Genomic DNA, 26974 nt, shown 5'->3' on the forward strand with positions numbered 1-26974 from the left:
CTACACTGCGCCCGCCCTGGGCGGTGGTTCAGGGTTTTCACTGAGAGGATGCCATGACTGATCGCAAGCCCATGACGCTGCCGCGCCTCGCGCAGATGCATGCCAGCGGCGAGAAGATTGCGATGCTGACTTGCTACGACGCGGCCTTCGCGAGCCTGCTGGACGAGGCGGGCGTGGACATGCTGCTGATCGGCGACTCGCTGGGCAATGTGCTGCAGGGGCGCGGCTCCACGGCACCGGTCAGCCTGGACGACATGCTGTACCACACGACCTGCGTGCGTCGCGGCGTGAAGTACGCCTTCGTCGTCGCCGACCTGCCGTTCGACAGCTATCACGTCAGCAAGGAGGAGGCCTGGAAGAGTGCCGCCGCGCTGGTGAAGGCTGGTGCCCACATGGTCAAGCTGGAAGGCGGCGGCTGGACGGCCGAGACCGTGCGTTTCCTGAGCGAGCGCGGCATTCCGGTGTGCGTGCACCTGGGCTTCACGCCGCAGACGGTCACCGCCCTGGGCGGCTTCAAGGTGCAGGGCCGCGACGAGGAAAGTGCCGCGCGCATGAAGCGCGAGTCCCAGCAGGCCGTGCAGGCCGGCGCTGCCATGCTGCTGTACGAGATGGTGCCGGCCGCGCTGGCCGCCGAGATCACGGCCGCTTCCCCAGTGCCCGTCATCGGCATCGGCGCCGGTGTCGGCTGCTCGGGCCAGGTGCTGGTGCTGCACGACATGCTCAACATCACGCCCGGCCGCAAGCCGCGCTTCGTCAAGGACTTCATGGCCGGCAAGGACTCCGTGCTGGCGGGCGTGAAGGGCTATGTCGACGAGGTGAAGGCCGGGGCCTTCCCCGTGAACGCCGTGCACGGATTCTGAATATGCAAGTCATCCACACCATCGCCGAGCTGCGTCAGGCGCTGGCCGCCCATGCCGCGCGCGGCTTCGTGCCCACCATGGGCAACCTGCACGACGGCCATCTGGCACTGGTGAAGCAGGCGCGCGAGCTGGTGGGCCCGGCGGGCGCCGTGGTCGCCAGCATCTTCGTCAACCGGCTGCAGTTCGCGCCGCACGAGGACTTCGACACCTACCCCCGCACGCTGGCCCGCGACTGCGAGCTGCTGGCGGGTGCCGGCTGCGACATCGTCTTCGCGCCGAGCGAGAAGGAGCTCTACCCCGAGCACCAGGGCTACAAGGTGAGCCCGCCGCCGGAGCTGGCCGACATCCTCGAAGGCCACTTCCGCCCTGGCTTCTTCACGGGCGTCTGCACGGTCGTGCACAAGCTGTTCAACATCGTGCAGCCGACGCTGGCCGTGTTCGGCAAGAAGGACTACCAGCAGCTCATGGTGCTGCGCCGCATGACGGCGCAGATGGCCCTGCCCATCGCCATCCACGGCGGCGAGACGCGCCGCAGCGACGAAGGCTTGGCGCTGTCGTCGCGCAACGGCTACTTGAGCGAGGCCGAGAAGGTGGAAGCGCTGCGCCTGTCGCGCACGCTCAAGGCCTTGATCGCGCGCTGGCAGGCCGGCGAGCGCGACGTGGCGGCGCTGGAAGCCGACGCGCTGCAATCCCTGCGCGACGCCGGCTGGGCGCCGGACTATGTGACGCTGCGCCGCCAGCACGACCTGGGCGCCGCCGCGGAAGGCCAGCCCCTGGTGGCACTGGCCGCCGCGCGGCTGGGCACCACGCGGCTGATCGACAACCTCGAGCTCAGTTGACGGCGGTCACCTCGATGTCGAACACCAGCGCCGCGCCGCCCGGGATGGTCTGGAAACCCAGGTTGCCGTAGGCCTGGCTGGCCGGCATGGTGATGGTGCGCTTGCCGCCCACCTTCATGCCGAGGATGCCGGCGTCGAAGCCCGCGATGACCGAACCACTGCCCAGCTTGAACGAGTAGGCGGTGCCGGAATCGAACTTGGTGCCGCGGGTGCTGGTCACACGGGCGTCGTACAGATAGCCGGTGTAGTTCAATGTGACGGTCTTGCCGGTGTCGGCGCTTGCGCCGGTGCCGACGACGGTGTCCTGCGTGGTCAAGGCCGTCACGCCCAGCCAACCATTGGGGTCGACAGCGACGAGTTCGATGTCGAACACCAGCGCCGCGTTGGCCGGGATGGCCGTGCCGGCACCGGCGCTGCCATAGGCCAGGCTCGCCGGAATGGTGACGGTGCGCTTGCCGCCCACCTTCATGCCTTGCGTGCCCTGGTCGAAGCCCTTGATGACGCCATTGGCGCCCACGACGAAGGGCAACGGCGTGGCGCCGACGTTGCTGTCGATCTTGGTGCCCTTGGTGTCGGCATTGCGAATGTCGAAGACCCAGCCGGTGTAGGTGACCGTCACCGGCTTGCCGGCATCGGCCAGGGCGCCCGTGCCCACGGCGTTGTCGACCGTCTTCAGCGCAGTGACCGTGTGCCAGCCCTGCGGGTCGCTGACCGCAGGAGTGCCGGCGTCGCCACCGCCACCGCCGCAGGCGGCGAGGCCCAGGCTGGCGATGAGCGCGCTGGCGGCGAACTGGAGAGTCTGGCGGCGAGAATGGTTGGCGAGCATGGGCATGTGTGAAGAAAGGGGCTACCGCCCAGTTCGGGTGGCGGCGCAGACTATATAGAAGCCACCGGATGTAAAGGCTTGTAAGGCAACGTCAACGCCTGGTCCTGCCCCACGTTAAGCCCCCAATGCCGGAGACCGCCATGAATCTGTTCCAACGCCTGTCGAGTTTTGCCGTGGCCTTCTGCACAACGGCACTGCTGAGCGCCTGCGGAGGCGGCGTGGACGTCGAGGTTGGTGGTGGCAGTGGTAGCGGCGGCGGCACGCCGTATCCGGTCCCCAACCCGGTGGCGAATGCGCCCACGCTGTCGTGCAGTGCCGCCGGCCTGGCCGCATCCACGGCCAGCACCTGGCCCACGGTCTGCATGCTGACCAGCAGCGGCGAGATCGTCGTCGAGCTGTACGACACCTACTCCCCGCAGACGGTGGCCAACTTCTACAAGTACGTCGCCGCGGGCTTCTACACCAAGACGCTGATCCACCGCGTGGACCGCGACTTCGTCATCCAGGGCGGCGGCTACACCTCGGGCATGGTGGCAAAGACGCCGCTGTACGCACCCATCAAGCTGGAAAGCAACAACGGCCTGTCCAACCTGCGCGGCACCCTCGCCATGGCCCGCCGCAGCGAGGCCGACTCGGCCACCAGCCAGTTCTTCTTCAACGTCGTGGACAACACCAGCCTCGACTACCAAAGCACCAGCAACCCCGGCTACGCGGTGTTCGGCCGCATCATCTCCGGCCTGAACACGCTGGACGCCATCAACGTCGTGCCGACCTACACCTACAGCCAGACGGACATCGAGCCGCGCACCGAGGTGCTGGTGTACTGGATGCAGCGGCTGAAGTAAGGCCTGTCTCATCGCCACCCGCCGCTGCGGGCGCGCCCGGTGGCAGACTCGCGGCCATGCCCGATATCGCCGCCCCAGCCATCCGCCGCATCGCCCTCACCACCGGCGGTGGCGACGCGCCCGGCCTGAACGCCGTCATCCAGGCCGTGACGCGCGCGGCATTGCAGCAGGGCTGGACCTGCCTGGGCATCCGCGACGGCTACGACGGCCTGCTGCGGCCCGAGCGCTACCGCGCCGGAGACGGCTGCGTCGAGCTGACGCCCGAGCGCGTCGACGGCATTGCGGCGCTGGGCGGCACGTTGCTCGGCTCCACGAACAAGGGCGACCCCTTCGCCTACCCGACGCCGCGGCCCGACGGCAGCGTCGCGACGCTCGACCGCTCGCAGGACCTGCTGGACGCGCTGGCCCGCGAGCGCGTGGATGCACTGGTGGCTGTGGGGGGCGACGGCTCGCTGGGCATCGCCCACCGGCTGGCGCAGCGCGGGCTGCGTGTCGTCGGCGTACCCAAGACCATCGACAACGATCTCGATGGCACGGTGACGACCTTCGGCTTCGACACCGCCGTGGCGTTCGCCAGCGAGTGCATCGACCGCCTGCACACCACCGCCGCCAGCCATCACCGCATCATCGTCGTCGAGGTGATGGGGCGTTATGCCGGCTGGATCGCACTGCATGCCGGGCTGGCGGGTGGCGCGCACGCCATCCTGCTGCCCGAGCTGCCGTTTGACCTGGCCGCCGTGGCGGCGCTGGTTGCCGCGCGTGAGGCGCGGGGCCAAGCCTATTCCCTCGTCGTCGTCGCTGAGGGCGCCTGCCCACGCGAGGGCCACCGCGCGCTGCTCGGGCCGGCCGAGGCCGGCCATGCCGAGCGCCTGGGCGGCATGGGCGAGCAGGTCAGCCAGGCCCTGGGCCGGCTCACCGGCAAGGACGCGCGCTGCGTCGTGCTGGGCCACCTGCTGCGCGGCGGCAGCCCGACCGCCTTCGACCGCGTGGCCGCGCTGCGCTTCGGCGCGGCCGCCGTGCGTGCGCTGGCCGCCGGGCAGCAGGGGGTCATGGTGGCGCTGACCGGCCGCGACGTGCAGCCCGTGCCGCTGGCCGATGTGGCCGGCCGCATGAAAGCCGTGCCGCTGGACGGCGACACGTTGGCCACCGCGCGCGACCTGGGCATCTGCCTGGGCGTCTGAACCCGCCCGCGCTGCGGCCTGACCCCGCCGTCGTGCAGCTCGTCGCAGCCCGCGCGACCCCGCTCGCACCATCGCTTAGGCTGCGCCCGTCTTTCACTCCCACGAAAAACTCGTCATGACCCGTATCGCTTCCCTGGGCGTCGCCCTGTCCGCCGCCGCCCTGCTCAGCGCCTGCGTCTTCGCGCCGCCCTCCAGCTCGTTCAACGCCGCCGACGCCGACACGCTGGCCAAGAACAGCGACCGCGCGCTGCTCGCCTGCGGTGCCGGCAACGTCAAGGAAGTCAGCGCCAAGAGCTTCAGCTGCAAGTAAGCGGCTAGGGCCTGTTTACCCTACTCCCGTAGGGTAAACAGGCCCTATGCCTTCAGGAACTCCGCCTTCGTCCCGAGCCAGCGCGCCACCTGGCGCTGCGCGGCCTCGGGGTGCTCGTCCAGCAGCCGCGGTGCCAGCTCGCGCGCGGCGACGAGCAGCGGTGCGTCCTCCTGCAGGTCGGCAAACCGCAGCAGCTCGGCGCCGCTCTGGCGCGAGCCCATGAACTCGCCCGGGCCGCGGATGTCCAGGTCGCGGCGCGCAATCTCGAAGCCGTCGGTCGTCTCGGCCATGGCCTTCAGGCGCGACTTGCCGGTGTCGGACAGCGGCGGCGTGTAGATCAGCACGCAGACGCTCGCCTTCGCGCCCCGCCCCACGCGGCCGCGCAGCTGGTGCAGCTGCGCCAGGCCGAAGCGCTCGGCATGCTCGATGACCATCAGGCTGGCGTTGGGCACGTCCACGCCCACCTCGATGACGGTGGTAGCCACCAGCACGCTCATCGCGCCGCTGGAGAACTGCGCCATCACGGCGGCCTTGTCGGCCGGCGACATGCGGCCGTGCAGCAGGCCCACCGCGTGGCCGTCCAGCTCGGCGCTCAGTTCCGCGTGGGTCTCGGTGGCGTTGCGCAGGTCGATGGCCTCGCTCTCCTCGACCAGCGGGCAGACCCAATACACCTGCGCGCCGTCGGCCACCGCCATGCGGATCTTGTCGACGACGTCGTGGCGCTTGGACTCGGTGAACACCTTGGTGACGATGGGGCTGCGGCCGGGCGGCAACTCGTCGATCGTCGACACGTCAAGGTCGGCGAAATAGGTCATCGCCAGCGTGCGCGGGATGGGCGTGGCGCTCATCATCAGCAGGTGCGGCTCCAAATCCATTGCTTTGAGCTTGTTCCTCAGCGCGAGGCGTTGAGCCACGCCAAAGCGGTGCTGCTCGTCGATGATGGCCAGGCCCAGCTTCGCGAACTTCACCTTGTCCTCGATGACCGCATGCGTGCCGACGACGAGTTGGGCCTCGCCCGACGCGGCCGCCTCCAGCATCTTCTGCCGCGCCTTGCCCTTCACGCTGCCGGTGATCCACGCAACACGCAGGCCCAGCGGCTCCAGCCAGCCGATCAACTTGCGGAAATGCTGCTCGGCCAGGATCTCGGTGGGCGCCATCAGCGCGCACTGCCAGCCGGCGTCGATGGCGACGGCAGCCGCCAACGCAGCGACCACGGTCTTGCCCGAGCCCACATCACCCTGCAGCAGCCGGTGCATGGGCTGGGGCCGGGCCAGGTCACGGGCGATCTCCTCGGCCACGCGCTGCTGGGCACCGGTCAGTTGAAAGGGCAGCACGGCCAGCAGCTTCTCGTGCAGCCCGCCCGGCCGCCCCTGCAGCGCCGGCGCCACCAGCCTTGCGCGCTCGCGCTGCGCCTGCAGTTGCGACAGCTGCTGCGCCAGCAGTTCCTCGAACTTGAGCCGGTGCCAGGCCGGGTGATGGTGCTCGTGCAGGGCCTCCTGCGACGCGCTGGGCGGCGGGTGGTGCAGATAGTTCAGCGCGTCCTTCAACGACGGCAACCCGCGCGGCACGACGCCCGGCGGCAGGATCTCGCGCAGGTCGGCCCGCGCCAGCCCCGATGCCACGGCCTTGCGCAGGTAGGCCTGCGGCAGCTGGGCCGAGGCCGGGTAGACAGGCGTCAGCGATGCGGCCAGCGGCGTGTCGTCGTCGACGACCTTGACGACCGGGTGCACCATCTCGCGGCCGAAGAAGCCGATGCGCGCCTCGCCGCGCACACGCAGGCGCGTTGCGGCCGACATCTGCTTCTGCTGCGACGGGTAGAAGTGCAGGAAGCGCAGCAGCAGCGTGCCGCTGTCGTCCTTCACGCGCACCAGCAGCTGGCGGCGGCTGCGCAGCTCAACCTGGCAGTCCACGACGACGCCTTCCACCTGCGCGGGCTCGTTGTCGTGCAGCGCGGCGATGGGGGTGATGCGCGTCTCGTCCTCGTAGCGCAGCGGCAGGTGCAGCGCGAGGTCGATGTCACGCACCAGGCCGAGCTTCTCCATCGCCTTCTGCGGCGCGGATTTGCTCGGCTTGGCGGGTGGGGGCGCGGCGGAGGCCTCGGGCATGGCCCGCATTGTGCGGGCGCCCGTGGGGGCTCAGGTCGGTGTCGGCACGCCGGCCATGCGGTCGTACGAGACGAAGAACTGGCGTGCCAGCGCGAGCAGCTGGCCTTCGCTGAGCGGGGCGGCGGGCCGGTAGTCGGCGATGCGCGGCGCCAGCTGCGGGCGGTGTTCCTCGATGTAGTGGCGCAGCTGGCCCAGCACCACATGGGCACCGGTCACCAACACCTCGGGCGTGTCCTGCACGGCCTGGCACACCGCCTCGAAGAGCGCGTGCTCGGCCCGCTCGTCATGGCCGTGCGGGCGGCGGTTGTGGGGCTCGATGCGGGCCGCGTGAACCTGGTGGGCATCGAAATGCAGCACCTGCGCGTGGTGGTGATCGAGATGGACGACGGCGTGGAACATCAGTTTTCTCCTCGAAAGACGGAAAGGTTCAGCGAGCCGCCTCGGCGGCGGACTGGCAGGGGACGCAGCGCAGCGCCTGGGGCTGGCGCTGCAGGCGGTCGAAGGGAATGGCGGCAGCGCAGTCGATGCAGCGGCCGAAGCCGGGTTGCTTCAGGCGCTCCAGCGCGTTGTCGATGGCCTGCAGTTCGGCCACCAGGTGGGCGTCGCGGATCTGGTCGAGCTCACGGTCGGCCTCGTGCTCGCGCAGCTCGCGCGGGTCCTCCGCCACCAGGGCGGCGGCGTGGTCGAGGCGGTCGCCGCCGTCGCGCTGAGCCTGCAGCGCGGCATGCGCCTGCCGCCGCGCAAGCTGCAGCTCGCTTTCCAGCAGCGCGTGTTGTCCGGGGGTGAGGGATGTGCTCATGGAACCTCCTGAGCCCATGCTCCCACTGCCGGTGCCCGCGCTCTTTGAGGTGGGTCAAGAGTGGGCGAGGGAGAATGCCTGCCCTTTGGCACGGGTCTGTCAGGCCCTCAAATACACCATGAATCTTCCCGCCGCCCCCGCGCACACCGTCGCCGATTTCGACTTCGATCTGCCGCCCGAACTCATCGCGCAACATCCGGCCGCCGAGCGCAGCGCCTCGCGGCTGCTGGACGCCACCGGCCCTGCGCCCGTGGACCGCGTGTTCCGCGAGCTGCCCGAGCTGCTGTCGCCCGGCGACCTGCTCGTCTTCAACAACACGCGCGTCATCAAGGCGCGGCTGTACGGCGTGAAAGCGACGGGCGGCAACGTCGAGGCGCTGGTCGAGCGCGTCTTGCCCGGCTGCTCCACGAGCCCCCCCGCAGATGCTGCGCATCCGCTGCCCCCCGAGGGGGCGCAGCCGGCTCGGGGCGGCCCCGCGCCGGCAGGCGAGGTCTGGATGCACTTACGCGCCAGCAAGAGCCCCAAGCCGGGCAGCCGCGTGCGCTTTGCCGACGCCTTCGACGCCGAGGTGCTGGGCCGCTGCGGGCCGGACAAAGGCCTCTTCCATATGCGCTTTGCCGGCGATCCGTTCGCGCTGCTGGAGGCCCACGGCCACGTGCCGTTGCCGCCCTACATCGAGCATGTCGACAACGCCGATGACGAACGCCGCTACCAGACGGTGTTCGCCCGCGAGCCCGGCGCGGTGGCGGCACCAACCGCCGCGCTGCATTTCGACGAGGCGCTGCTCGCGCGCCTGGCCGAGCGCGGTGTGGAGCGCGCGCACGTGACGCTGCACGTCGGTGCCGGCACCTTCCAGCCGGTGCGCGTTGACCGCCTGGCCGACCACAAGATGCACAGCGAATGGTTCGACGTGCCGCAAGCCACCGTCGACGCCGTGGCCGCCTGCCGCGCGCGGGGCGGCCGGGTGGTGGCCGTGGGCACGACGACGCTGCGCGCGCTGGAATCCGCCGCGCGCGGCGGCCAGCTGCAGGCCGGCGCCCGCGAGACGGACATCTTCATCACGCCCGGCTTCGAGTTCCGCGTCGTCGACCGCCTCGTCACCAACTTCCACCTGCCCAAGAGCACGCTGATGATGCTGGTCAGCGCACTGGCCGGCCATGCCCAGGTGATGGCGCTGTACCGCCACGCGATTGCGCAGCGCTATCGCTTCTTCAGCTACGGGGACGCGATGCTGCTGGAGCGTCAGGAAGGTGGAGCGGCGACCGCAGTCACTTGACTCCGGTGCGTGCTTGTGCGCTCAGGCGTGCCGCGAAGCTGCTGTTACCACCCAATCCGAGCACGAGCTTTTCGGTTGCTCGCGTAGCGGCGACATACAGCACGCGTGCAGCCTCCTTCTCGTCATCGCCTGTCGCAGGCAGGTGGCCGATGCCAGGCAGTGCAACGACTGGAAACTCCAAGCCCTTGCTGACCCTCATGGTCATGATTTGAATGACGTTCGCATCGGGCCTGTAGTCACCCGTCCCCTTGCGCACATTGCTGGGCAGACGCTGCTCCGCGAAGACGGCAGCGCATAGGTCCATGGTCTTCCAGTCGGCACACAGGACGGCCATCTCACCCCAAGCGTGGCCCTGCTGATGCGCCTGTCTCAACGAGGTGGCGATGGCCCACACCTCTTCGTGTAGTGTGGGCAATCGGATGATCAACGGGGCTTCGCCGTCGCGACCGCAACCGATGGGCTTGAGCAGTGGAATGCCGTCTTCATCACTGTCGTCGGGCGTCAGCAGGTCGGCGGCGATGGCAGCAGCCACCTGCAGGATTTGGCGCGTGTTGCGATAGTTGACTTTCAATATCGTCGTGCGCCCCTGGGCCTGGATGCCGACACTTTTGAAGCTGAACTGCTGCGTACGCCGGCGTTCATAGATGCTCTGCGCATCGTCGTAGAGCAACAGCAGGCTGTTAGTGCTCGGGTCGACCATCTGCGTGACCAGCTTGAGCCACTCAGGGGCAAAGTCGTGACCTTCGTCGATCAGGACGGCCTGGTACTGACCGCTCGGGATCTGTCGGTTTTCGACGCTGCGGATGACGCCATCGACCAGCGCCTGCACGTACTGCTGGGCGCCCATCTTTCCGGGCAAGGTCTGGCCGAAGGTGACCAGTTGATCGCGACACCATTTGTGGAAATGGCGTACATGCACGCGACCGCCCAGATCCTTGGAGGCCATCGTGGCAGCCAGCTTGACCGCCAAGGGCTCGTTGAAGCACAAGACAAGGATGGGTTTGCTATTCAGGCCGCTGGTGCGAGCGAGCAACTCGGCGCGGTAGCCCAGTATCATCGTCTTGCCGGACCCAGCAACGCCGTGAATGACGCGATGGCCGTCGCCCAGTGACCGGGCCAGCTGCTCCTGCTGCAGATCCATCACCCGCATGATCTCGGGCAGCTCTGCCTCTTCGTTCGTATCGCTGTCGAACAGATCGTCAGACGAGGGAACCCGCACCTGCGGGAACATGATCCATCGCACGCGATCACATTGGGGCAGACTCATCACGCCGCGCATCATGAATGGGAACATGCCCCACAACCGGCTCTGCAATGCCTCGGGCTCGACGCCCTCAAGCATCTCGTCCTGGCAGAGCACGCGATCCGGGTCGATGGCGTGCTGCAATTCGGCCTGTTCGAACTGTCGTCGCGTGATGTTGGCAAGCACGACGCCGTAGCTCCACGGAAAGGCCAGCTTGCCGCGATGGCTGCCTTCGGCATGGACCAGTTGCGGGTCGCGCTCCAGCGCGTTGACGACCTGATGCGCATACTGGCGCGCCTGCTCCAAGGGATTGATCACGCACTTGGTTTGCCCGTTGACCAGGATCTCCCAGGTGTGCCGGTCGATCTTGTGCAAGGTGCTCAGCCGCCAGTCCTTGACCTCCAGGATGAGCATGCCGCGCCGGGGATGCAGCACGCAGAAGTCCGGATGGGCATTGCTAGGGCCCATCGGCACGTCGTACCAAAGGAGGTAGTCATCGTCCAACTTCGCTTCGAGGCGCTCTGCCAGTCGGCGTTCGCCACTGGTCATGCGGGAAACGCAGCTTCCCAAAGTCGGGATGAGTGTTGCCATCTTGATTCGCCGTCTCGGTGCTTTTCCGTGCTTGGTACTAACCATGAATCGGTGCGGCTAGCAGCGAGGGCCCGGAGGGATGTTGCGCGCGGGATATCCCGCCCGCAACATCCTATGTGGGATCTAGCCACCCGATCTTGCCGTTGCCCGCTTCCCCCAGGCGCTCCACGAGGGCCTTGGCGTCGTCGTCGGCGAGGCGGAACTCCAGCTCGACCTGTGCGCCATGCTTCATGCTGAGCAACTTAGCACCGCTCAGCGTGAGTTCGCGGCGCAACATGCCTTCCATCGCGTATGGCAGCGTGCATCGCAGGGATCGCATCGGCACGGTGACGATCTTGTCGGCCGTCAGCAGCGCCTGCGCGATGCAGTCGGTGTAGGCCCGCACCAGGCCGCCCGCCCCCAGCTTCACGCCGCCCCAGTAGCGCACGGCGGTGGCGAGCACGCCGTCCAGGCCCTGGTGGCGCAGCACGTCCAGCATGGGCCGGCCGGCCGTGCCGCCGGGCTCGCCGTCATCGTTGGCGGCGGAGTGCCCGCCCGCCAGCAGCGCCCAGCAGACATGCGCGGCCCCAGGGTGCAGCGCGCGCAGCTCGGCCACGCGCACCAGCGCCGCCGCGCGGTCGGCGCAGGGCTCCACGCAGCCGAGGAAGCGGCTTTTCTTGACGACCAGTTCGTACTGCGCCGGGGCGCTCAGGGTCAGGGCCATGCACGGCATTGTCCGGTCGCGGCTGCGACAATCCGCGCTCCATGCTGAAGTTCGACCTCCTCAAGACCGAAGGCCGCGCCCGCCGCGGCACGCTCACGCTCAACCACGGCGTCGTGCAGACCCCCATCTTCATGCCCGTGGGCACCTATGGCACGGTCAAGGGTGTCACGCCGCGCTCCCTCGAGGAGATGGGCGCCCAGATCATCCTGGGCAACACCTTCCACCTGTGGATGCGGCCGGGCCTGGACGTCATCACGCAGTTCGGCGGCCTGCACCGCTTCGAGAGCTGGCACAAGCCCATCCTGACCGACTCGGGCGGCTTCCAGGTGTGGAGCCTGGGCGCCATGCGCAAGATCAGCGAAGAAGGCGTCAAGTTCGCGTCGCCCGTCAACGGCGACAAGCTGCTGCTGACGCCCGAGGTCAGCATGCAGATCCAGACCGTGCTGAACTCCGACATCGTCATGCAGTTCGACGAGTGCACCCCCTACGAGACCAAGGGCGTGCTGACGACCGAGCGCGAGGCCCGGTCGTCGATGGAACTGAGCCTGCGCTGGGCCAAGCGCTGCATCGACGAGTTCGGCCGGCTGGAGAACCCCAACGCGCTGTTCGGCATCGTGCAGGGCGGCATGTTCACGAACCTGCGCGACGCGTCGCTGGCCGGGCTGACGGCCCTGGACCTGCCCGGTTACGCCATCGGCGGCCTGTCGGTCGGCGAGCCCAAGGCCGAGATGCAGCGCATCCTCGAGCACACCGGCCACCAACTGCCCGCCAACAAGCCGCGCTACCTGATGGGCGTGGGCACGCCGGAAGACCTGGTGGAAGGCGTGAGCCAGGGCATCGACATGTTCGACTGCGTCATGCCCACGCGCAACGCGCGCAACGGCCACCTGTTCACGCGCTTCGGCGACCTGCGGCTTCGCAACGCGCGCTACAAGGCCGACGAGAAGCCGGTGGACGAGACCTGCAGCTGCGAATGCTGCAAGGGCTTCAGCCGCGCCTACCTGCACCACCTGGACCGCTGCGGCGAGATGCTGGGCCCGATGCTGACGAGCATCCACAACCTGCACTACTACCTGAACCTGATGCAGGAGATCCGCGACGCGCTCGACGCCGGCCGCTTCGAGGCCTGGAAGCAGCAGTTCCACGCGGACCGGGCCCGGGGCATCTGACCTCCTGGTGAATCCGTTCAGCGGCCCCAACATAGCGGCATGCTGAAAACCCTGCTCGCCCCACTGCGCTGGCTGGTTCGTGCCCTCCTGGCGCTGCTGATCCTCTTCGAGGAATGGGGCTGGGAGCCGCTGCGGCGCGTGTTTGCGCTGATCGCGAAGCTGCCCGTCATCCGGCAGGTCGAGGCGCTGCTGAAGCGCTTGCCGCCGCGCTGGGCCTTCGTCGTGCTGGTGCTGCCCAGCCTGTTGATCCTGCCGATCAAGCTGGCGGCCGTCTGGCTGGTGGCCCAGGGGCATGCGCTGCTGGGGGTGCTCATCATCATTGGCGCCAAGCTGTTCGGCACGGCGTTGCTGGCCTGGCTTTTCCAGCTCATCCAGCCGGCGCTGATGCAGCTGCCATGGTTCGCTCGCCTGTACGGCCGCTGGACGGCCTGGAAGGCCGACCTGCTCGCGTGGGTGCGCGCCAGTGCCGTGTGGCGCATGGCCCGCGCGGTCAAGCGCCGGGTGGCGCGCCGGTGGCGGGCCTGGCGGGGGGGCTGAAGCCGCTGCCAGGCGTCAATGCAAGTCCAGCCAGGTCAAGGCGCTGCGATGCGGCGCAGGCGCAGCGTGGCCGTCGTGCCCTGTCCGGGCTCGCTGCGCAGCAGCAGGCTGCCACCCATGAGCTCGATGATTTCCTTGACGATGGCCATGCCCAGGCCGGTGCCCGGAATGGCGCCGGAGCGGTCAGCGCGGTAGAAGCGTTCGGTCACGCGGTCCAACTCCTGCGGCGTCATGCCCATGCCGTGGTCCTCGACCTCGATGTCGACATGCGTCTCGCCGACCGGCATCAGCCGCATGGCCACGGGCCCGCCGTCGGGTGAGTACTTGTAGGCGTTGGACAGCAGGTTGCGCAGCGCCTGGCCAAGCTTGCCGGCGTCCACCTGCGCCCACAGCGGCTCGGCCGCCAGCGTCAGCGCGGGCGGCTCGCGCTCGGGCGGCACGCCGAAGTCGTCCAGCGTGTGGCGCAGCAAGTCGTCCAGGCACACCGGCTGGAAGTTGAAGTCCAGCGCGCGCCGGGCCTCGATGCGCGACAGGTCCAGCAGCTCGTCGAGGATGTCCATCATCGCGCGGCTCTGCCGGTGCACGCGCTGCAGCAGCTCGCGGTGGCGCTCGGGCGGCAGCTCGCGGTGGATCAGCAACTCGACGAAGCCGTAGATGCTGGTCATGGGCGTGCGCAGCTCGTGGGCCGCGGCTGTCATGAACTCGCTCTTCAGCCGGTCGAGCTCGAACTGCTGGCTGATGTCGCGGATGTGCAGCAGCTGCGGCGTCTCCTCGTCGCCGCCATCGTGCAGCGCCAGCGACAGGATGCGCTGCATGGGTTTGGCCATCTGCACGATGCGCGGCGCCTCGCGCAGCTCCTGCAGCCGCAGCGGGCGCTGCGTCTCGGGCTCGGCGAAGCGCCCCTGCAGCAGCGCTGCGAGGCCCGCCTCGTCCTTGCCCAGCAGGTCGCGGTCCGGCAGCATCGTCAGGAAGACACAGGCGGGGCTGATGTACTGCACGCGGCGCTGGGCATCGAAGGCGATGAAGCCATCGGGTGTCAGGTTGAAGATGGCATGCAGCTGGCCCGTCTGGCGGCGCAGCCGGGTCACCAGATCGCCGACCTGGCTGGACAGCTGCTCGATCGCCCCGGCGCGCGCGCCAGCTGCCGCCGCACCGGCCGCGCCCAGCATCTCGCTCATGGCGTCCATCGCATGCGAACGGGCCTCCAGCTCGGCACGCAGGCGGTTCTCCAGGGCCTGCTGCTCGCTGACATCGCGCAGCACGATGACCGCCCCGGCGGGCTCGCCCCGATCCGAGCGGACCGGCGCCAGGCTGGCTTCGAGCACGCGCTCGCCGCGCTCGAAACGCCGGCCGTGCCAGCCGTCGTCCGGCGTTGCGTCGATCGACAGCTCCGGCAGCTGCTGGGCGATGGGCTGGCCCAGCAGCGCACTGCTGTCGCAGCCCAGCAGCCGCCCGAGCACCGGGTTGGCCAGCACCACCACGCCGGCCCGGTTCACGGTGGCCACCCCCTCGGCGATGGAGGCCAGCGTGACTGCCGCCTGCGCGCGCTCGGCTTGCAGCGACGCCGCGACCTGGTTGACCACCTCGAAGGTGCGCTGGAACTCCAGCGGCGCCTCGTCGGTGGCCATCGGCAGGACGGCCTGCCCACCTTGCTGCAAGCGCGCGCCGAGGTCGCGCACGCGGTCCAGCTGGCCCAGCCAGCGCCGCAGCGGCCACCAGACGAGCGACACGCCCGCCACGATGCCGATGCTGGCCAGCACGGCCGTCAGCTGCGCCACCTCCCAGATCTCGGCGGCGACGCGTTCGCTCCAGATCGCCAGGTGAACGTCGCCATAGTGGCGCCCGCCGACATTGATCGGCACGCTGAGCGGCGCCTCCTGCGTGGCCACCAGCCGGGTCAACCAGCCCGGCGGCACCGGGGTGGGATGGCCCCGGCGCGCGACCTCGATGCGCCCGCCCTTCAGGTCGATGAAGGCGGCGCCCCTGAACAGCGGATGGGCGATGGTTCGGTCCAGCGTGCGCTGGATGGTGTCGTAGTCGCCGATGACGGCCGCGTCGGCGACGGCCGGCGACAGCAGCGCCATCATGGCCTGGGCATCGCCCTCGGCGTCCTCCAGCATGGCCGACGCCGCATAACTCAGAAAGACCGCGAAGCCCGACACCACCAGCAGCGCCAGCGCCGCCGCATACAGCAGCATGACCCGTCGCAGCAGGGAGCGGGGCAGCAGCGCGTGGATCCGGGGCATCGCCGAGTTCATCAGCCGGTGGCGGGCGACGGCGGCGCGGCCATCAGCGCAGCGCCGCTGGCGCCGCCTCGTAGAAGCGCCGATAGGGCAGGTATTCGCGCCCATCGGAGGCCACGAAATGGGCATCGGCCGGCAGCCCGACCAGTTGGGCGCCGGCGGCCAGTACCTGCCGGCCCTGCGGGTCGTGGGCCATGCCGATGAAGGCCCGGGCCACCGCCTGCGCATCGGCCGCAGGCACCTTGGGCGACACCATGAGTGCCAGGTCGTGATAGGGCTCCGACGTCCACAGCACGCGGAACTTGCGGCCCTCGCGGCGGGCATAGCCCTCGACGAGCTGGGAGTTCGCCCCCACGGCGGCAACCTTGCCGCTGACGAGCTGGGCAAAGGCGCCGTCCATGTTGCCGCAGAAGACCGGGTGCACGTCGACCTTCTGCTGCAGCAGCTGGGCATAGGTGGTCTTGTAGGCGATGAAGGCCTCGGGGCCGGGGAAGCCGACGTCCTTGCCCGCCAGCTGGGCCAGGTTGCGGATGGGCGAGTCCGCCGCGACGACGATCTGGCCGTGCAGCGGGGGCGTGTTGCGCCGGCCGAACACCTTCCAGCCCATCTGCTCGCGCTCGGGGCTGAACAGGTGGTTGGTGAAGGCGAACTCCACCTCCTGCGCCAGCACAAAGGCTGTCGTGTCGACCGAGGTGCGCCCGAGCTTGAGCGACAGTCGCACGCCGCTTTTCTCCGACACGTAGGCGACGATGGGATTCCAGTAGGCCGCCGCCGTGGCCAGGTTGGCCTGATTGACCGGCGAGAAGCGGTACTCCGTCTGCGCGAGCGAGGGCAGCGCGAAGCTGGCTGCGGCCAGCAGCAGGGCGAAGGCTTTCATCGGTCTTGCGGCGTTGAAGAACGTTCGGGCACCCATTGTGGTCATGGCCCGCGAATTTCGCAGCCTTGCGTGGGGCTGCACCCGGTGTTTGCCCTTGTTGGCGCCCTGGAGCGTGAACTCCTGCGCCGCCGCGGGCGCGTCAATCGACCACGACGCGTGGGCTGAATGCGACAGGGACGCCACCGGCAACCCGCCGCGCCACGCGCGCCTGGTCGATCTCGGCGCGGATGGCGGCGAGTTCACGCTGGCGTTCGTCGCGGTAGAACAGGTTGTAGGCCTCGAACGGGATGAGCCGCCCATCGGGGCGCGCGAAATGGATGCAGCTCTTCTTGAGCGCGCGGATGTCCAGCGACTGCGCGTCCATGAACTGCACGATGAGGACGCGGAACACGTCGCGGTAGCTGAGCTGCGGCGCAGCGATCTTCGGCAGGCAGCACAGCAGCTCCGACAGGCAGTTGGCGCCGCTCTCGGGCGAGTGGTTGGTGGAGAACAGCTTGAACACGGCGGCCTTCAACGCCGGGTCGCCCTCGAAGACGATGGTGCTGCGCTCGCCGGACAGCAGCGTGGCGGCATCGAGATAGCGCGTCAGCGGTACCAGGCCGCCTTCACCCCGGATGGCGTAAGCCATGGCCAGCGTGTCGGGGTTGCAGGGCACGGGCAATACGTCGGCGGCGGTGAACACGCCGCTTTGCTCGGCGATGCGGCGGCGCAGCTCGCTGACCGTGAGGCGGTGCTTGGCCGCGTCATAGGCCTCCACGCGGCCGGCGTTCTGGATGGGCTGCAGCGTCACGCCGCGCACGCAGGTGAACGCCTGGCCGTGGCGGATCACGTCGCCGATCTCGTCGTCGTTGACGCCGCGCTTGACGGTCATCACCAGCGTGGTGGACAGGCCCAGTGCCTCCAGCCGCGCGAGCGCTTCGTCGTGCGGCCGGCGCAGGTCGGCGCCGCGCAGGTCCATCAGCGCCTCGCGCCGCAGCGAGTCGAACTGCAGGTAGACCTCCAGCCCCGGCGCATAGCTCGCCAACCGCTCGGCGAAGGCCGGGTCCTGCGCGATGCGCAGCCCGTTGGTGTTGACCATCAGATGCTTGATGGGCCGGGCCTTCGCCGCGTCGAGGATGTCGAAGAACTGCGGGTGCAGCGTGGGCTCGCCACCGGAGAGCTGCACGACGTCGGCCTCGCCCTCGCTGGCGACGATGGCGTCCAGCATCGCCGTCACCTCCGCCAGCGTGCGGTGCGTGAGCCGCTCGGGGCCGGAGGCCGCATAGCAGGTGGGGCAACGCAGGTTGCAGTGGTCGCTGATCTCGACGATGGACAGGCAGCTGTGCTGCATGTGGTCGGGGCACAGGCCGCAGTCGTAGGGGCAGCCGTACTGCATGGGCGTGGCGAAGCGCTGCGGCATTTCCGGCGGCTTCACATAGACCTCGCGGCACAGGCGGTAGTAGTCGGCGTCGTCGCTGACGAGCACGCGCTCGGTGCCGTGCGCCGGGCACCATTTGTCCATGAAGACCTGGCCGTCCTTGATGACGATCTTGGCCTCCACGGGGCGCAGGCAGGTCGTGCAGACGGACTGCGTGGTGTCGTAGAACAGGTAGGGGCGAACTTTGCGGGTCATCTCTGCCTCTGGCCCGGCGGGTAGGCCGGTCGGTCCCCCGAGGGGACGGTGGGCCGGCCTGGGGCGGCCCGGCGCTCGGCCCGCCAGGCGCGGGCCAGGAAGGGGGCGTACAGCAGCAGCGCGATGGCGCAGGTCCACTGGATGCCCGACAAGCCCAGCGGCCAGGCCACCGGCACCGGCTTGAGGAACTCGATGGCGAAGCGCCACAACAGGTAGCCGGCCAGGAAGGCCTTGAACGCCAGCCCCGGCGTGGCGAAGCGGGCACGGTGCAGCACATAACCCAGCGGCAGCACGGCGGCGATCTCGTAGAGCTGCGTCGGGTGGCGCGGCACGCCGTCGCCGAAATCGACGCCCCAGGGCGCCGTGGTGGGCAGGCCGTAGGTGTCGTCATGCAGGCCGGCGAGGAAGCAGCCGACGCGGCCGATGGCCAGCCCCACGGCGATGGGCCACACCATCGCGTCGCCGGTGCTGCGGGTCTGGCCGGTCAGCGCCTTGGCGATCTCCACGCCGATCAGCCCTCCCAGCAGCCCGCCGACGATGCTCTGGCCGGGCCAGACGGGCTGGCCCTGCCACATGGCCAGCGCCACGTCGGGCCGCTCCATCAGGAACACGCCCTTGTTGCCCAGCGCCGCGCCGAGCAGCAGGCCCACGAGCACGGCGAAATTGCCCGGCGCCAGCGCGCCGCCGGTGGGCTGGCGCTTCAGCGTGGCCCGCCACATGGCCGCACCCCAGGCCATGCCGGCCCAGGCGAAGGCGCTGTGCACCCAACCCGCCAGTTGGGCGTCAAGCGTCATCGTCAGCCGGCCCGTCGCGGTCGTCGTCGCCCGATGACCACAGGCCCATGATGAGCCGTATCAGCCCCCAGATCGCCGCGCCGGCGACGACCACGAACAGCAGGCCCGTCAAGAACTCATGGCTGGCCAGGCCCATCGTCCCGCACAGGCCCAGGGCGCCGAAGCCCAGCACGAAGAGCAGCAGAAAGCCGGTTGCCGCAGCCTTCAGCACGAAGACGATCACGTCACGCATGGATCACTGCTCCTCGGGTCTCGATGAGTTGTTGCGCCTCGCCTGCCTCAGCAGCAGGCGTCCACACCACCAGGCCAGCCCGCCGCCGATCAGCAGGCTGGGAATCGCGATGACGAACACCGCGCCGACATAGTTGTCGGTGCCGCTCGACAGCAGCGCCGGCAGCGACAGGGCCGTGAACGCCGCACCGCACAGGCCGGCTGCACCGAAGCCCAGTGTGCCGACCATCAGCAGCGCGGCGACGATGAAGCGGCCGATCTTGGAACCGGCGTCCTCACTCATGAGGACGATCCGGCGGTCGTGACGCGGACATCAGGCGCCGCATCTTGCCGGCACAGACCTTGATCACGGCGATACCGCCGATCAGGCAGGGCACGGAGATGATCAGGAACATCGTCGCGTCGACGTGCCCCTGCAGCAATGCCGGGATGGTCATCAACGTGAAATAGCCGCCGCACAGCCCGATGGCCCCAAAGCCCAACGTGACCGCCGCCAGCGCAAGGACCATCAACGCGCGGGCGACAGGTGGCAACTCGGAACTCATGCGGTGGGCGCTGCCAGCAACTTGGCCACCCGCTCCTGCAGCACCTCGGGCGACACATCCGCCGGCTTCAGCGGCTCGTCCACCGTCAGGCTGATGCGGCTCCAGAACCCGCGGCGCAGCGGCTTGGTCATGGCCTTGCCGCCCTCGACGCGCGAGAAGAAGCTGCCCCACAGGTTGCCCAGCGCCATCGGGATGACCGGCACATCGGGCAGGCCGTCGATGAGCTTCATGACGCCGCCTTTGAACGGTTGCAACGTGCCGTCGCGCGTGATGCCGCCCTCGGGGAAGATGCAGACCATCTCGCCGTCCTGCAGCACGGCGCGCGCGGCGGCGAAGGCGGCCTCGTAGGTGGCCGGGTCGGTCTTGGCCGGCGCGATGGGAATGGCCTTGGCGAGCTTGAACATCCAGCCCAGCACGGGGATCTTGAAGATCTGGTGGTCCATCAGGAAGCGGATGGGCCGGGGGCTGGCGGCCATCAGCAGCACGGCGTCGACGAAGCTGACGTGGTTGCACACCAGCACCGCGGCGCCCTTGGTGGGCAGGCGCTCGTCATGCACGATGCGAAAGCGATAGACGATGCGCGTCAGCACGAAGGCCACGAAGCGCAGCAGGTACTCCGGCACGATGAGGAAGATGTAGGCCGCCACCACCGCGTTGGCAATACCCACCGCGAGGAAGACCTGCGGAATCGTCAGCCCCGCGCCGAGCATGGCGCCAGCGATGACGCTGCTGGCGATCATGAAGACCGCGTTCAGGATGTTGTTGGCCGCGATGATGCGCGCGCGGTGGCTGGGCTGGGCGCGCAGCTGGATCAGCGCATACATGGGCACGCTGTAGAGCCCGGCGAACAGCGCCAGCAGCCCCAGGTCGGCCAGCACACGCCAGTGCGCGTGCACGGCCAGGAAGCCGGCCACGGTGTAGGGATCGGCGGCGGGCAGGCCGGTCGCGGCGAAATACAGGTCGATGGCGAACACGCTCATGCCGATGGCGCCCAGCGGCACGAGGCCGATCTCGACATGCCGCTTGGACAGCACCTCGCACAGCAGCGAGCCGATGCCGATGCCGATGGAGAACACCGCCAGCAGCAGCGAGGCCACCTGCGGGCTGCCATGCAGCACCTCTTTCGCGAATGCCGGGAAGTTGCTGAGGAACACCGCGCCGAAGAACCACATCCACGAGATGCCCAGCAGCGAGCGGAACACGGCCAGGTGCTCGTGCGCGAGCTTGAGGTTGCGCCAGGTCTCGGTGATGGGGTTCCAGTTGATGACGAGGCCGGGGTCGGTGGACGGGCTTGCCGGGATGGCCTGCGCCGTCGCGCGGCCCAGCACGGCCAGCACCAGGCAGGCGATCGCCACGTGCTGCGGGCCGACGACGGGCGTGTCCACCAGCACGCCGCCCAGCAACTGCCCCAGCAGGATGGCGACGAAAGTGCCCATCTCCACCATGCCGTTGCCGCCGGTCAGCTCGCGCTCGTTGAGCTGCTGCGGCATGTAGGCGTACTTCACCGGCCCGAACAGCGTGGAGTGCAGGCCCATCAGGAACACGCAGCCCAGCAGCGCCGGCACGTTGACCGTCCAGAAGCCCCAGGCCGCGATGGCCATGATGGCGATCTCCAGGCTCTTCACGAGCTGCATGAGCCGCGCCTTGTCGTGCTTGTCGGCCAGCTGGCCGCTGGTGGCCGAGAACAGCACATAGGGCAGGATGAACAGCGCGCCGATGACCAGGCCCGCCATCTTCGGCTCCAGCCAGCTCAGCTGCAGCTGGTAGGTCACCATCAGCGTGAAGGCGAACTTGAAGATGTTGTCGTTGGCCGCGCCGAGGAACTGCGTCCAGAAGAACGGGGCGAAGCGGCGCTGGCCCAGCAGGGCGAACTGGTTCGGGTGTTCGGTGCTCATTTCCGGACGATATGCGGTGTATCTGACAGTTGGACGCGCGGCAGCCAGGCAAACAGGGAGTCCACGGTGACCGTGTCGATATGGCTCGTGAAGCGGCGCGCACTCGGATGATCGTCGAAAGCGATGTTGGCCTGTGTGAGCCGCCCGCCCAGCCGCGTCAGCGTGGAGAGGTGCAGGTCGGTGGGCCGGTAGCCCTGCGCGCGCACCCAGGCCTGTGCATCGCGCCGGCTGCCGACCCCCGGCGCCGCCGCGCCGGCCAGGGTCTCCAGCACCCACTGGTTGCTTTGCTGGTAGGTCGTTGCGAACGGGTAGGCCACCATGCTGTAGCGGCGCTCGTTGAACCGGGCGACGCGGCCGTTGTCGGCCAGCACCGGCAACAGGGCCTGCTGCAGCTCGGGGCTGAGCACGACGTAGGCGGCCTCGTAGCGCTTGGGGTTGTCCAGGAAGAACTCGCCCAGCCCCTGGCGGTACAGCGCGGCATGGTCGGTGCCGCAGTGGTTGAGCTTGTGCACGACGCGCCAGGCGCCGGCCGTCGCGTCCTTGTAGACGAAACCCAGGTGCGACCACTGCAGGCCGTACTTGGACAGGTCCTGCCCGGCGCGGGCCAGCAGCACGACCTGCGCGCCGCTGGCGTCGAGCTGGCGGGCGGTGGCCTGGGCGAGGGCCAGGCCTTGCTCGATCTGGCCAACTGTGGGCGGCTTCTCCTCGCAGGGGCGGCCGGCATGGGCAGTCGCGCCCGCCACGAGCAGCGCCGCAGCGGCGGCGGCCTTCACCGGCTCACCCGCTCGTTGTAGAGCAGCGCCTTGCCGATCTCGTTGGGGATGAAGGCGATGGCCTCCCCCAGCGCCGACAGCACGACGCCCGAGCCGATGACGGTGACCGACACGGCCGTGCCCGCGGAGACGGCCAGCCCCTCGGCGAGCCGGCCGGCGGTGCGCAGGCTGATGCGCACGCCGTCGGACGCCCGCGCCAGCACCCACACGGTGGCGCCGCCGACGACCTCCACGCTGACGACCACCAGCGTCACCCCCGACACCAGCAGCGCGGCCGGGGCGACGCTCAGCGCCGCGCCGGTGGCACTGACGGCCGTGGCCGACAAGGCCGCGGGGGCGACCGAGATCGCGCTGAGTTCGGACTGGGCCTGCGCGGCGAGCGCCAGCGACAGGGTGCAGGTGGCAAGCAGGGCTTTCATGGCGGGCTCCGGGTCAGGTGTTGTCGGCGGTGGCGGCCATCGCTTCGCGGCGGCCGTGCAGGCGGGCGGCCATCAGGTCGGCCTCGTGCGCGTCGCGCAGCATCTTGGCCAGCGTGAAGACGTTCGAGATGAGGTAGAGCCAGCAGACGCCGAGGTAGGCCTTCCAGACCGGCTGGATCTCCATGCGGTACAGGCCCCAGCCCGTCAGGCCCATGGCCAGTGCGAAACCGCCCCACACGACCAGGCGCCACATCGGCGTGTCCACGCGGCGGTCCTGGTTGTCGCGGACGAACTTGGCCAGCGCGAAGGCCGTGGACAGGCAAAACACATAGCCCATGATCATGAAAGCCCGGTCCAGGTCGGCGCCCGGCAGCCAGGCCAGGCCCGATGCGCACAGCAGCGCGCTGAGGCCGAAGGACACCCAGACCTGCAGGCGCCAGGCGCTGGTGTCGCGGCGGATGGACATGGGGGAGGACATGAAATAACTCCGTATGGCTTGGAATGGGCCGGATGATGCGTGCGGCTGCCGCGTTTGGTGCGGCGAATCCTGCCGAGGTGCATGCCGAGACCCGGCCGGTAGCGTTCGGCGCTACCCGTGGGCGGTTTCTGGGGCGAACTCGCCGCTGCAGGTGCCGTCATGCGCTACCGTTCGCCCCCATGTCGAGCACGCAATCCCTCGTCGCCCTGCTCAAGGGCGAGTTGAAGGCCCAGGGCCTGAGCTATGCCGACCTGGCGCGGGAGCTGGGGCTGTCGGAGTCCAGCGTGAAGCGCATGCTGGCGCCCGGCGGCGAGATGCCGCTGTCACGCGTGGACGAGATCTGCCGCGTGCTGGAGCTGGAGTTCGTGGAGCTGGCCGCGCGCCTGGGCAACCGCGCGCCCGCACAGCGCGAGCTGAGCCTGGAGCAGGAGAAGGCCGTCGTGGCCGATGCCAAGCTGCTGCTGGTGGCGATCTGCTGCCTGAGCCAATGGGCGCTGGAGGACGTGCTCGCGCGCTACCGCCTCAGTGAGGCGGATGGCGTCGCGGCGCTGGCCCAGCTGGATCGGCTGGGCGTGATCGAACTGCGCCCGCACAACCGCTACCGGCTCAAGGTGGCCAAGACGCTGCGCTGGCGCCCGCAGGGGCCGGTGATGCAGTTCTTCCGCGAGCGGGTGATGGCCGACTTCTTTGCCGGCGGCTTCGACGGCGAGGGCGAGCTGCTGACACTGGTGCACGGCGAGTTCGGCGCCGGGCATGCGCGCGAGCTGGCCGAGCGCCTGCGGCGCACCGCCGACGACTTCGCCCGCCAGCATCTGTTGGACCAGAAACTGCCCGCCGCCGAGAAGCGGCCTTACAGCGTCGTCATCGGCCTGCGGTCGTGGGTGTTCGAAGCCTTCCGCGACCTCGAACGACCCGGCCTGGGGCTGCGGCGGGGCTGACGCCGGCCGCGCGGCGCCGGTGACGCCGGGCTCACCAGAATTCCCAGCGCCCTGTCCAGATGACCCACAGGCCCAGCAGGCCGTTGGTCACCATGTGCGCGATGACGGCCGTCCAGAGCTTGCCGGTGCGGCGGTACAGCAGCGCATAGGCCAGCCCGGCGACGATGGCGGCCAGCCACAGCGTGTGCGCCAGCGTGAACACGAAGGTCGACAGCAGCACCGCCTTGTAGCCGACCGTCTGCGGGTCGACCCGCTCGAAGGCGGGGTGCTGCACCCAGCGCATCAGGAAGCCGCGCCAGAACAACTCCTCCATGACCGGCACCACCAGCGCCGCGCCCGCCAGGCGCAGCGCGATCAGGGTCCAGATGGGCTGGCCGTTGAGGTCCAGCGGCACGAAGCTGGCCGCGGCCTGGCCCAGCTGCATCCATGGCGCGTCCAGCTGCACCCACAGCGCGAACACCGCGATGCCGACGACGACGGACCACCCGACTTCGCGTGCCTCGGGCAGGTTCTGCCGCGCCAGCTCGCCGTAGCCGCGCCAGTAGAAGGCCAGCAGCCCGGCGACGATGAAGGTTTGCGCGCCGTAGATCCAGCGTGCGTCCAGGCCCAGGCTGCCGGGCAGATAGCCGCGCAGGGCCAGCAAGGCCATGAAGACGGCGAAGGGAATGCAGCGCGCGAGGGCGGCTGGGCTGAGCGCGGGCGGGGCGGCAGGCATGGCGGCAGGAGCTTAGCGGGGCGGCGCGAGGTGGCCGGCGACGCGGCCCCCCGAAGCGCAGGGGCGCGGCCGGCCGGGCCTGTCGCCTGAAAGCGCGAGCACCACGCCGGCGCCCGCCCCGCCCCGACTGGCTCAGCCCAGCTCGGCCAGGCGCGCCTCGATGCGCGCCTTGGTGGCTGGCAACTCCGCCGGCAGGCCTTCGGCCAGCTGCGCGAACAGCTCGGCATGCAGCACCATCTCGGCCCGCCACTCGGTGGCGTCGATGCGGGTGACCGTGTCGAACTGCTGCTGCGTGAAGGCGAGGCCGTCCCAGTTCAGGTCGGCATACGAGGGTGTGACGCCGAACACATGCTCCTGGCCGCCGCCCTGGCCTTCCAGGCGGTCCAGCATCCACTTCAGCACGCGCATGTTCTCGCCGTAGCCGGGCCAGACGAACTTGGCCGAAGCGTCCTTGCGGAACCAGTTGACGCAGTAGATGGCCGGCAGCTTGGCGCCGGTCTTGTCGCAGACGGCCTTCAGCTTGGCGCCCAGGTCCAGCCAGTGCTGGAAGTAGTCGGCCATGTTGTAGCCCATGAAGGGCAGCATCGCGAACGGGTCGCGGCGCACCACGCCCTGCTGGCCGGCGGCGGCGGCGGTGGTCTCGGAACCCATCGTGGCGGCCATGTAGACGCCTTCGGTCCAGTCGCGCGCCTCGGTCACCAGCGGCACGGTGGTGGAGCGGCGGCCGCCGAAGATGAAGGCGTCGATGGGCACACCGGCCGGGTTGTCCCAGTTCGGGTCCAGCGCGGGGTTGTTCGTGGCGGCCACCGTGAAGCGCGCGTTGGGATGCGCCGCCTTGGCGCCGGTTTCCTTGGCGATCGCCGGGGTCCAGTCCTTGCCCTGCCAGTCGATGGCGTGGGCCGGCGGGGTGTCGGTCATGCCTTCCCACCACACGTCGCCGTCGTCCGTCAGCGCCACGTTCGTGAAGATCACGTCGCGCTGCAGGCTGGCCATGCAGTTGGGGTTGGTGTGCGAGTTGGTGCCCGGGGCGACGCCGAAATAACCCGCCTCGGGGTTGATCGCATACAGGCGGCCATCGGCGCCGGGCTTGATCCAGGCGATGTCGTCACCGATGGTGGTGATCTTCCAGCCGTTGAACGCGGCCGGCGGGATCAGCATCGCGAAGTTCGTCTTGCCACAGGCGCTGGGGAAGGCGGCGGCCACGTGCATCTTCTTGCCCGTCGGGCTCTGCACGCCCAGCACCAGCATGTGCTCGGCCAGCCAGCCCGGGCTGCCGGAGGGCCCTTGGGCAGCCTGGCGGCCCATGGTCGACGCAATGCGCAGCGCGAAGCACTTCTTGCCCAGCAGCGCGTTGCCGCCGTAGCCGGAGCCATAGCTCCAGATCTCGCGCGTCTCGGGGTAGTGGACGATGTACTTGGTCTTGTTGCAGGGCCAGGCCACGTCCTGCTGGCCCGGCTGCAGCGGCGCACCCACCGTGTGCACGCAGGGCACGAACTCGCCGTCAGCGCCCAGCAGCTCGACGACGGCGCGGCCCATGCGCGTCATCAGGCGCATGTTGACGGCGACGTACGGGCTGTCGCTGAGCTCCACGCCGATGTGGGCGATGGGCGAGCCCAGCGGGCCCATGCTAAACGGCACCACATACAGCGTGCGGCCGCGCATGCACCCCTTGAACAGCGCCTTGTCACCGGTCTGCAGCAGCTCGCGCATCTCGGCCGGCGCCATCCAGTTGTTGGTCGGGCCGGCGTCTTGCTGGCGAGCCGAGCAGATGAAGGTGCGGTCCTCCACGCGAGCCACGTCGCTGGGGTCGGAATTGGCGAGGTAGCTGCCGGGCCGCAGCACCGGATTGAGCTTCTTGAACGTGCCGGCGGCGACGAGTTGCTCGCACAGGCGCAGGTACTCGTCCGTGCTGCCGTCGCACCAGTAGACATCGCGCGCTTCGGTCAGCGCGGCGATCTCGGCGACCCAGGCGATGAGCCGGGCGTTCTTGACATAGGCGGGCAGGTTCAGCTGCAAGCCCTGCATGGCGGGTTGGTTCATGGGAAAGCTCCGATCATGGGGATGTGTTTGGGACAACCCCGGAGCTGGCCCAAGCACACCAGGCCAGGCGGCCGGCAGCGTGGCCGCCAATGTAATCACGCCGTAACTCGATGCCACACCCAAGCCATGC

28 protein-coding genes are annotated in these 26974 nt (G+C 69.3%); 9 read left to right on the plus strand and 19 right to left on the minus strand.

Features of this window, described 5'->3' with window-relative positions; translation table 11 throughout:
- Window positions 1-53 precede the first annotated feature (53 nt).
- Window positions 54-860, plus strand: a complete 807-nt coding sequence (gene panB / locus ACG00X_RS19325; RefSeq protein WP_394490524.1) for a 3-methyl-2-oxobutanoate hydroxymethyltransferase — start codon at window positions 54-56, stop codon at window positions 858-860.
- A gap of 2 nt (window positions 861-862) precedes the next feature.
- Window positions 863-1699, plus strand: a complete 837-nt coding sequence (gene panC, locus ACG00X_RS19330) for a pantoate--beta-alanine ligase (RefSeq protein ID WP_394490526.1) — start codon at window positions 863-865, stop codon at window positions 1697-1699.
- On the opposite strand, the gene ACG00X_RS19335 is transcribed toward panC, so the two are convergent.
- Complete coding sequence (locus ACG00X_RS19335) at window positions 1692-2525, minus strand: FKBP-type peptidyl-prolyl cis-trans isomerase (RefSeq protein WP_394490528.1); 834 nt, start codon at window positions 2523-2525, stop codon at window positions 1692-1694. The genes panC and ACG00X_RS19335 overlap by 8 nt on opposite strands.
- Window positions 2526-2665: 140 nt before the next feature.
- On the opposite strand from ACG00X_RS19335, the gene ACG00X_RS19340 reads away from it, so the two are divergent.
- The 3 genes from ACG00X_RS19340 (at window position 2666) to ACG00X_RS19350 (ending at window position 4861) form a co-directional block, all read left to right on the plus strand.
- Window positions 2666-3370, plus strand: a complete 705-nt coding sequence (locus tag ACG00X_RS19340; RefSeq protein ID WP_394490530.1) for a peptidylprolyl isomerase — start codon at window positions 2666-2668, stop codon at window positions 3368-3370.
- A gap of 56 nt (window positions 3371-3426) precedes the next feature.
- Entirely contained in the window at window positions 3427-4551 is a 1125-nt protein-coding gene (locus ACG00X_RS19345) for a 6-phosphofructokinase (protein ID WP_394490532.1), read from the plus strand.
- 115 nt (window positions 4552-4666) lie between these two features.
- Window positions 4667-4861, plus strand: a complete 195-nt coding sequence (locus tag ACG00X_RS19350) for a hypothetical protein (protein WP_394490534.1) — start codon at window positions 4667-4669, stop codon at window positions 4859-4861.
- A gap of 44 nt (window positions 4862-4905) precedes the next feature.
- On the opposite strand, the gene recG is transcribed toward ACG00X_RS19350, so the two are convergent.
- From recG to ACG00X_RS19365, 3 genes are read right to left on the minus strand one after another with little or no spacing between them, the layout of a single operon-like run.
- A complete protein-coding gene (gene recG / locus ACG00X_RS19355; protein WP_394490536.1) occupies window positions 4906-6966 on the minus strand; it encodes an ATP-dependent DNA helicase RecG in 2061 nt (686 codons plus the stop codon).
- Window positions 6967-6996: 30 nt separating this feature from the next.
- Window positions 6997-7365: a hypothetical protein gene (locus ACG00X_RS19360; RefSeq protein ID WP_394490538.1), complete on the minus strand. Its 369-nt coding sequence runs from the start codon at window positions 7363-7365 to the stop codon at window positions 6997-6999.
- Window positions 7366-7393: 28 nt separating this feature from the next.
- Window positions 7394-7765, minus strand: coding sequence for a TraR/DksA family transcriptional regulator (locus ACG00X_RS19365; RefSeq protein WP_394490540.1), 372 nt, complete (start codon window positions 7763-7765; stop codon window positions 7394-7396).
- 118 nt (window positions 7766-7883) lie between these two features.
- On the opposite strand from ACG00X_RS19365, the gene queA reads away from it, so the two are divergent.
- Window positions 7884-9041, plus strand: coding sequence for a tRNA preQ1(34) S-adenosylmethionine ribosyltransferase-isomerase QueA (queA, locus tag ACG00X_RS19370; protein WP_394490542.1), 1158 nt, complete (start codon window positions 7884-7886; stop codon window positions 9039-9041).
- Here the strand turns inward: queA and ACG00X_RS19375 are convergent.
- Window positions 9034-10875: a DEAD/DEAH box helicase gene (locus tag ACG00X_RS19375; RefSeq protein WP_394490544.1), complete on the minus strand. Its 1842-nt coding sequence runs from the start codon at window positions 10873-10875 to the stop codon at window positions 9034-9036. The genes queA and ACG00X_RS19375 overlap by 8 nt on opposite strands.
- 112 nt (window positions 10876-10987) lie before the next feature.
- On the minus strand, window positions 10988-11578 hold the full coding sequence (locus ACG00X_RS19380) for an IMPACT family protein (protein WP_394490547.1): 591 nt from the start codon (window positions 11576-11578) through the stop codon (window positions 10988-10990).
- A gap of 41 nt (window positions 11579-11619) precedes the next feature.
- Here ACG00X_RS19380 and tgt point away from each other — a divergent pair, with 41 nt between their 5' ends.
- Together tgt and ACG00X_RS19390 are read left to right on the plus strand one after the other, a co-directional pair.
- Window positions 11620-12747, plus strand: a complete 1128-nt coding sequence (gene tgt / locus ACG00X_RS19385) for a tRNA guanosine(34) transglycosylase Tgt (protein WP_394490549.1) — start codon at window positions 11620-11622, stop codon at window positions 12745-12747.
- 39 nt (window positions 12748-12786) lie between these two features.
- Entirely contained in the window at window positions 12787-13284 is a 498-nt protein-coding gene (locus tag ACG00X_RS19390) for a hypothetical protein (protein ID WP_394490552.1), read from the plus strand.
- A 35-nt stretch (window positions 13285-13319) separates the two neighbouring features.
- On the opposite strand, the gene ACG00X_RS19395 is transcribed toward ACG00X_RS19390, so the two are convergent.
- The 11 genes from ACG00X_RS19395 to ACG00X_RS19445 form a co-directional block, all read right to left on the minus strand.
- The gene (locus ACG00X_RS19395) at window positions 13320-15530 is read right to left on the minus strand and encodes a sensor histidine kinase (RefSeq protein WP_394490554.1); all 2211 of its coding nucleotides are present in this window, start codon (window positions 15528-15530) and stop codon (window positions 13320-13322) included.
- 43 nt (window positions 15531-15573) lie between these two features.
- The gene (locus ACG00X_RS19400; protein ID WP_394490556.1) at window positions 15574-16404 is read right to left on the minus strand and encodes a phosphate/phosphite/phosphonate ABC transporter substrate-binding protein; all 831 of its coding nucleotides are present in this window, start codon (window positions 16402-16404) and stop codon (window positions 15574-15576) included.
- A gap of 139 nt (window positions 16405-16543) precedes the next feature.
- A complete protein-coding gene (locus tag ACG00X_RS19405) occupies window positions 16544-18016 on the minus strand; it encodes a radical SAM protein (RefSeq protein WP_394490558.1) in 1473 nt (490 codons plus the stop codon).
- Entirely contained in the window at window positions 18013-18810 is a 798-nt protein-coding gene (locus ACG00X_RS19410) for a prolipoprotein diacylglyceryl transferase (RefSeq protein WP_394490560.1), read from the minus strand. Before ACG00X_RS19410 ends, ACG00X_RS19405 begins: the two co-directional genes overlap by 4 nt.
- Complete coding sequence (locus ACG00X_RS19415) at window positions 18800-19042, minus strand: hypothetical protein (RefSeq protein ID WP_394490562.1); 243 nt, start codon at window positions 19040-19042, stop codon at window positions 18800-18802. Before ACG00X_RS19415 ends, ACG00X_RS19410 begins: the two co-directional genes overlap by 11 nt.
- Window positions 19043-19045: 3 nt before the next feature.
- Entirely contained in the window at window positions 19046-19324 is a 279-nt protein-coding gene (locus ACG00X_RS19420; protein WP_394490564.1) for a hypothetical protein, read from the minus strand.
- A complete protein-coding gene (locus tag ACG00X_RS19425; protein ID WP_394490566.1) occupies window positions 19317-19586 on the minus strand; it encodes a hypothetical protein in 270 nt (89 codons plus the stop codon). The genes ACG00X_RS19420 and ACG00X_RS19425 overlap by 8 nt, the downstream gene beginning before the upstream one ends.
- Complete coding sequence (locus tag ACG00X_RS19430; protein WP_394490568.1) at window positions 19583-21481, minus strand: MFS transporter; 1899 nt, start codon at window positions 21479-21481, stop codon at window positions 19583-19585. The genes ACG00X_RS19425 and ACG00X_RS19430 overlap by 4 nt, the downstream gene beginning before the upstream one ends.
- Window positions 21478-22254 (minus strand): DUF2145 domain-containing protein, encoded by a 777-nt coding sequence (locus ACG00X_RS19435; protein WP_394490570.1) that lies wholly within the window; start codon window positions 22252-22254, stop codon window positions 21478-21480. The genes ACG00X_RS19430 and ACG00X_RS19435 overlap by 4 nt, the downstream gene beginning before the upstream one ends.
- Window positions 22251-22673: a hypothetical protein gene (locus tag ACG00X_RS19440; RefSeq protein WP_394490572.1), complete on the minus strand. Its 423-nt coding sequence runs from the start codon at window positions 22671-22673 to the stop codon at window positions 22251-22253. Before ACG00X_RS19440 ends, ACG00X_RS19435 begins: the two co-directional genes overlap by 4 nt.
- A gap of 13 nt (window positions 22674-22686) precedes the next feature.
- Window positions 22687-23151, minus strand: a complete 465-nt coding sequence (locus ACG00X_RS19445) for a YiaA/YiaB family inner membrane protein (protein WP_394490574.1) — start codon at window positions 23149-23151, stop codon at window positions 22687-22689.
- Between the two features lie 179 nt (window positions 23152-23330).
- Between ACG00X_RS19445 and ACG00X_RS19450 the strand changes: the two genes are divergently transcribed.
- Window positions 23331-24089, plus strand: a complete 759-nt coding sequence (locus tag ACG00X_RS19450; protein ID WP_394490576.1) for a helix-turn-helix domain-containing protein — start codon at window positions 23331-23333, stop codon at window positions 24087-24089.
- 31 nt (window positions 24090-24120) lie between these two features.
- Here ACG00X_RS19450 and ACG00X_RS19455 read toward each other — a convergent pair whose 3' ends face one another.
- Window positions 24121-24804: a CAAX prenyl protease-related protein gene (locus tag ACG00X_RS19455; RefSeq protein ID WP_394490579.1), complete on the minus strand. Its 684-nt coding sequence runs from the start codon at window positions 24802-24804 to the stop codon at window positions 24121-24123.
- 132 nt (window positions 24805-24936) lie between these two features.
- Window positions 24937-26844, minus strand: coding sequence for a phosphoenolpyruvate carboxykinase (GTP) (locus tag ACG00X_RS19460; protein ID WP_394490581.1), 1908 nt, complete (start codon window positions 26842-26844; stop codon window positions 24937-24939).
- Window positions 26845-26974 lie beyond the last annotated feature (130 nt).

Source organism: Pelomonas nitida, from assembly GCF_043555975.1.
GTDB classification, from domain to species: Bacteria; Pseudomonadota; Gammaproteobacteria; order Burkholderiales; family Burkholderiaceae_C; genus Pelomonas; species Pelomonas nitida.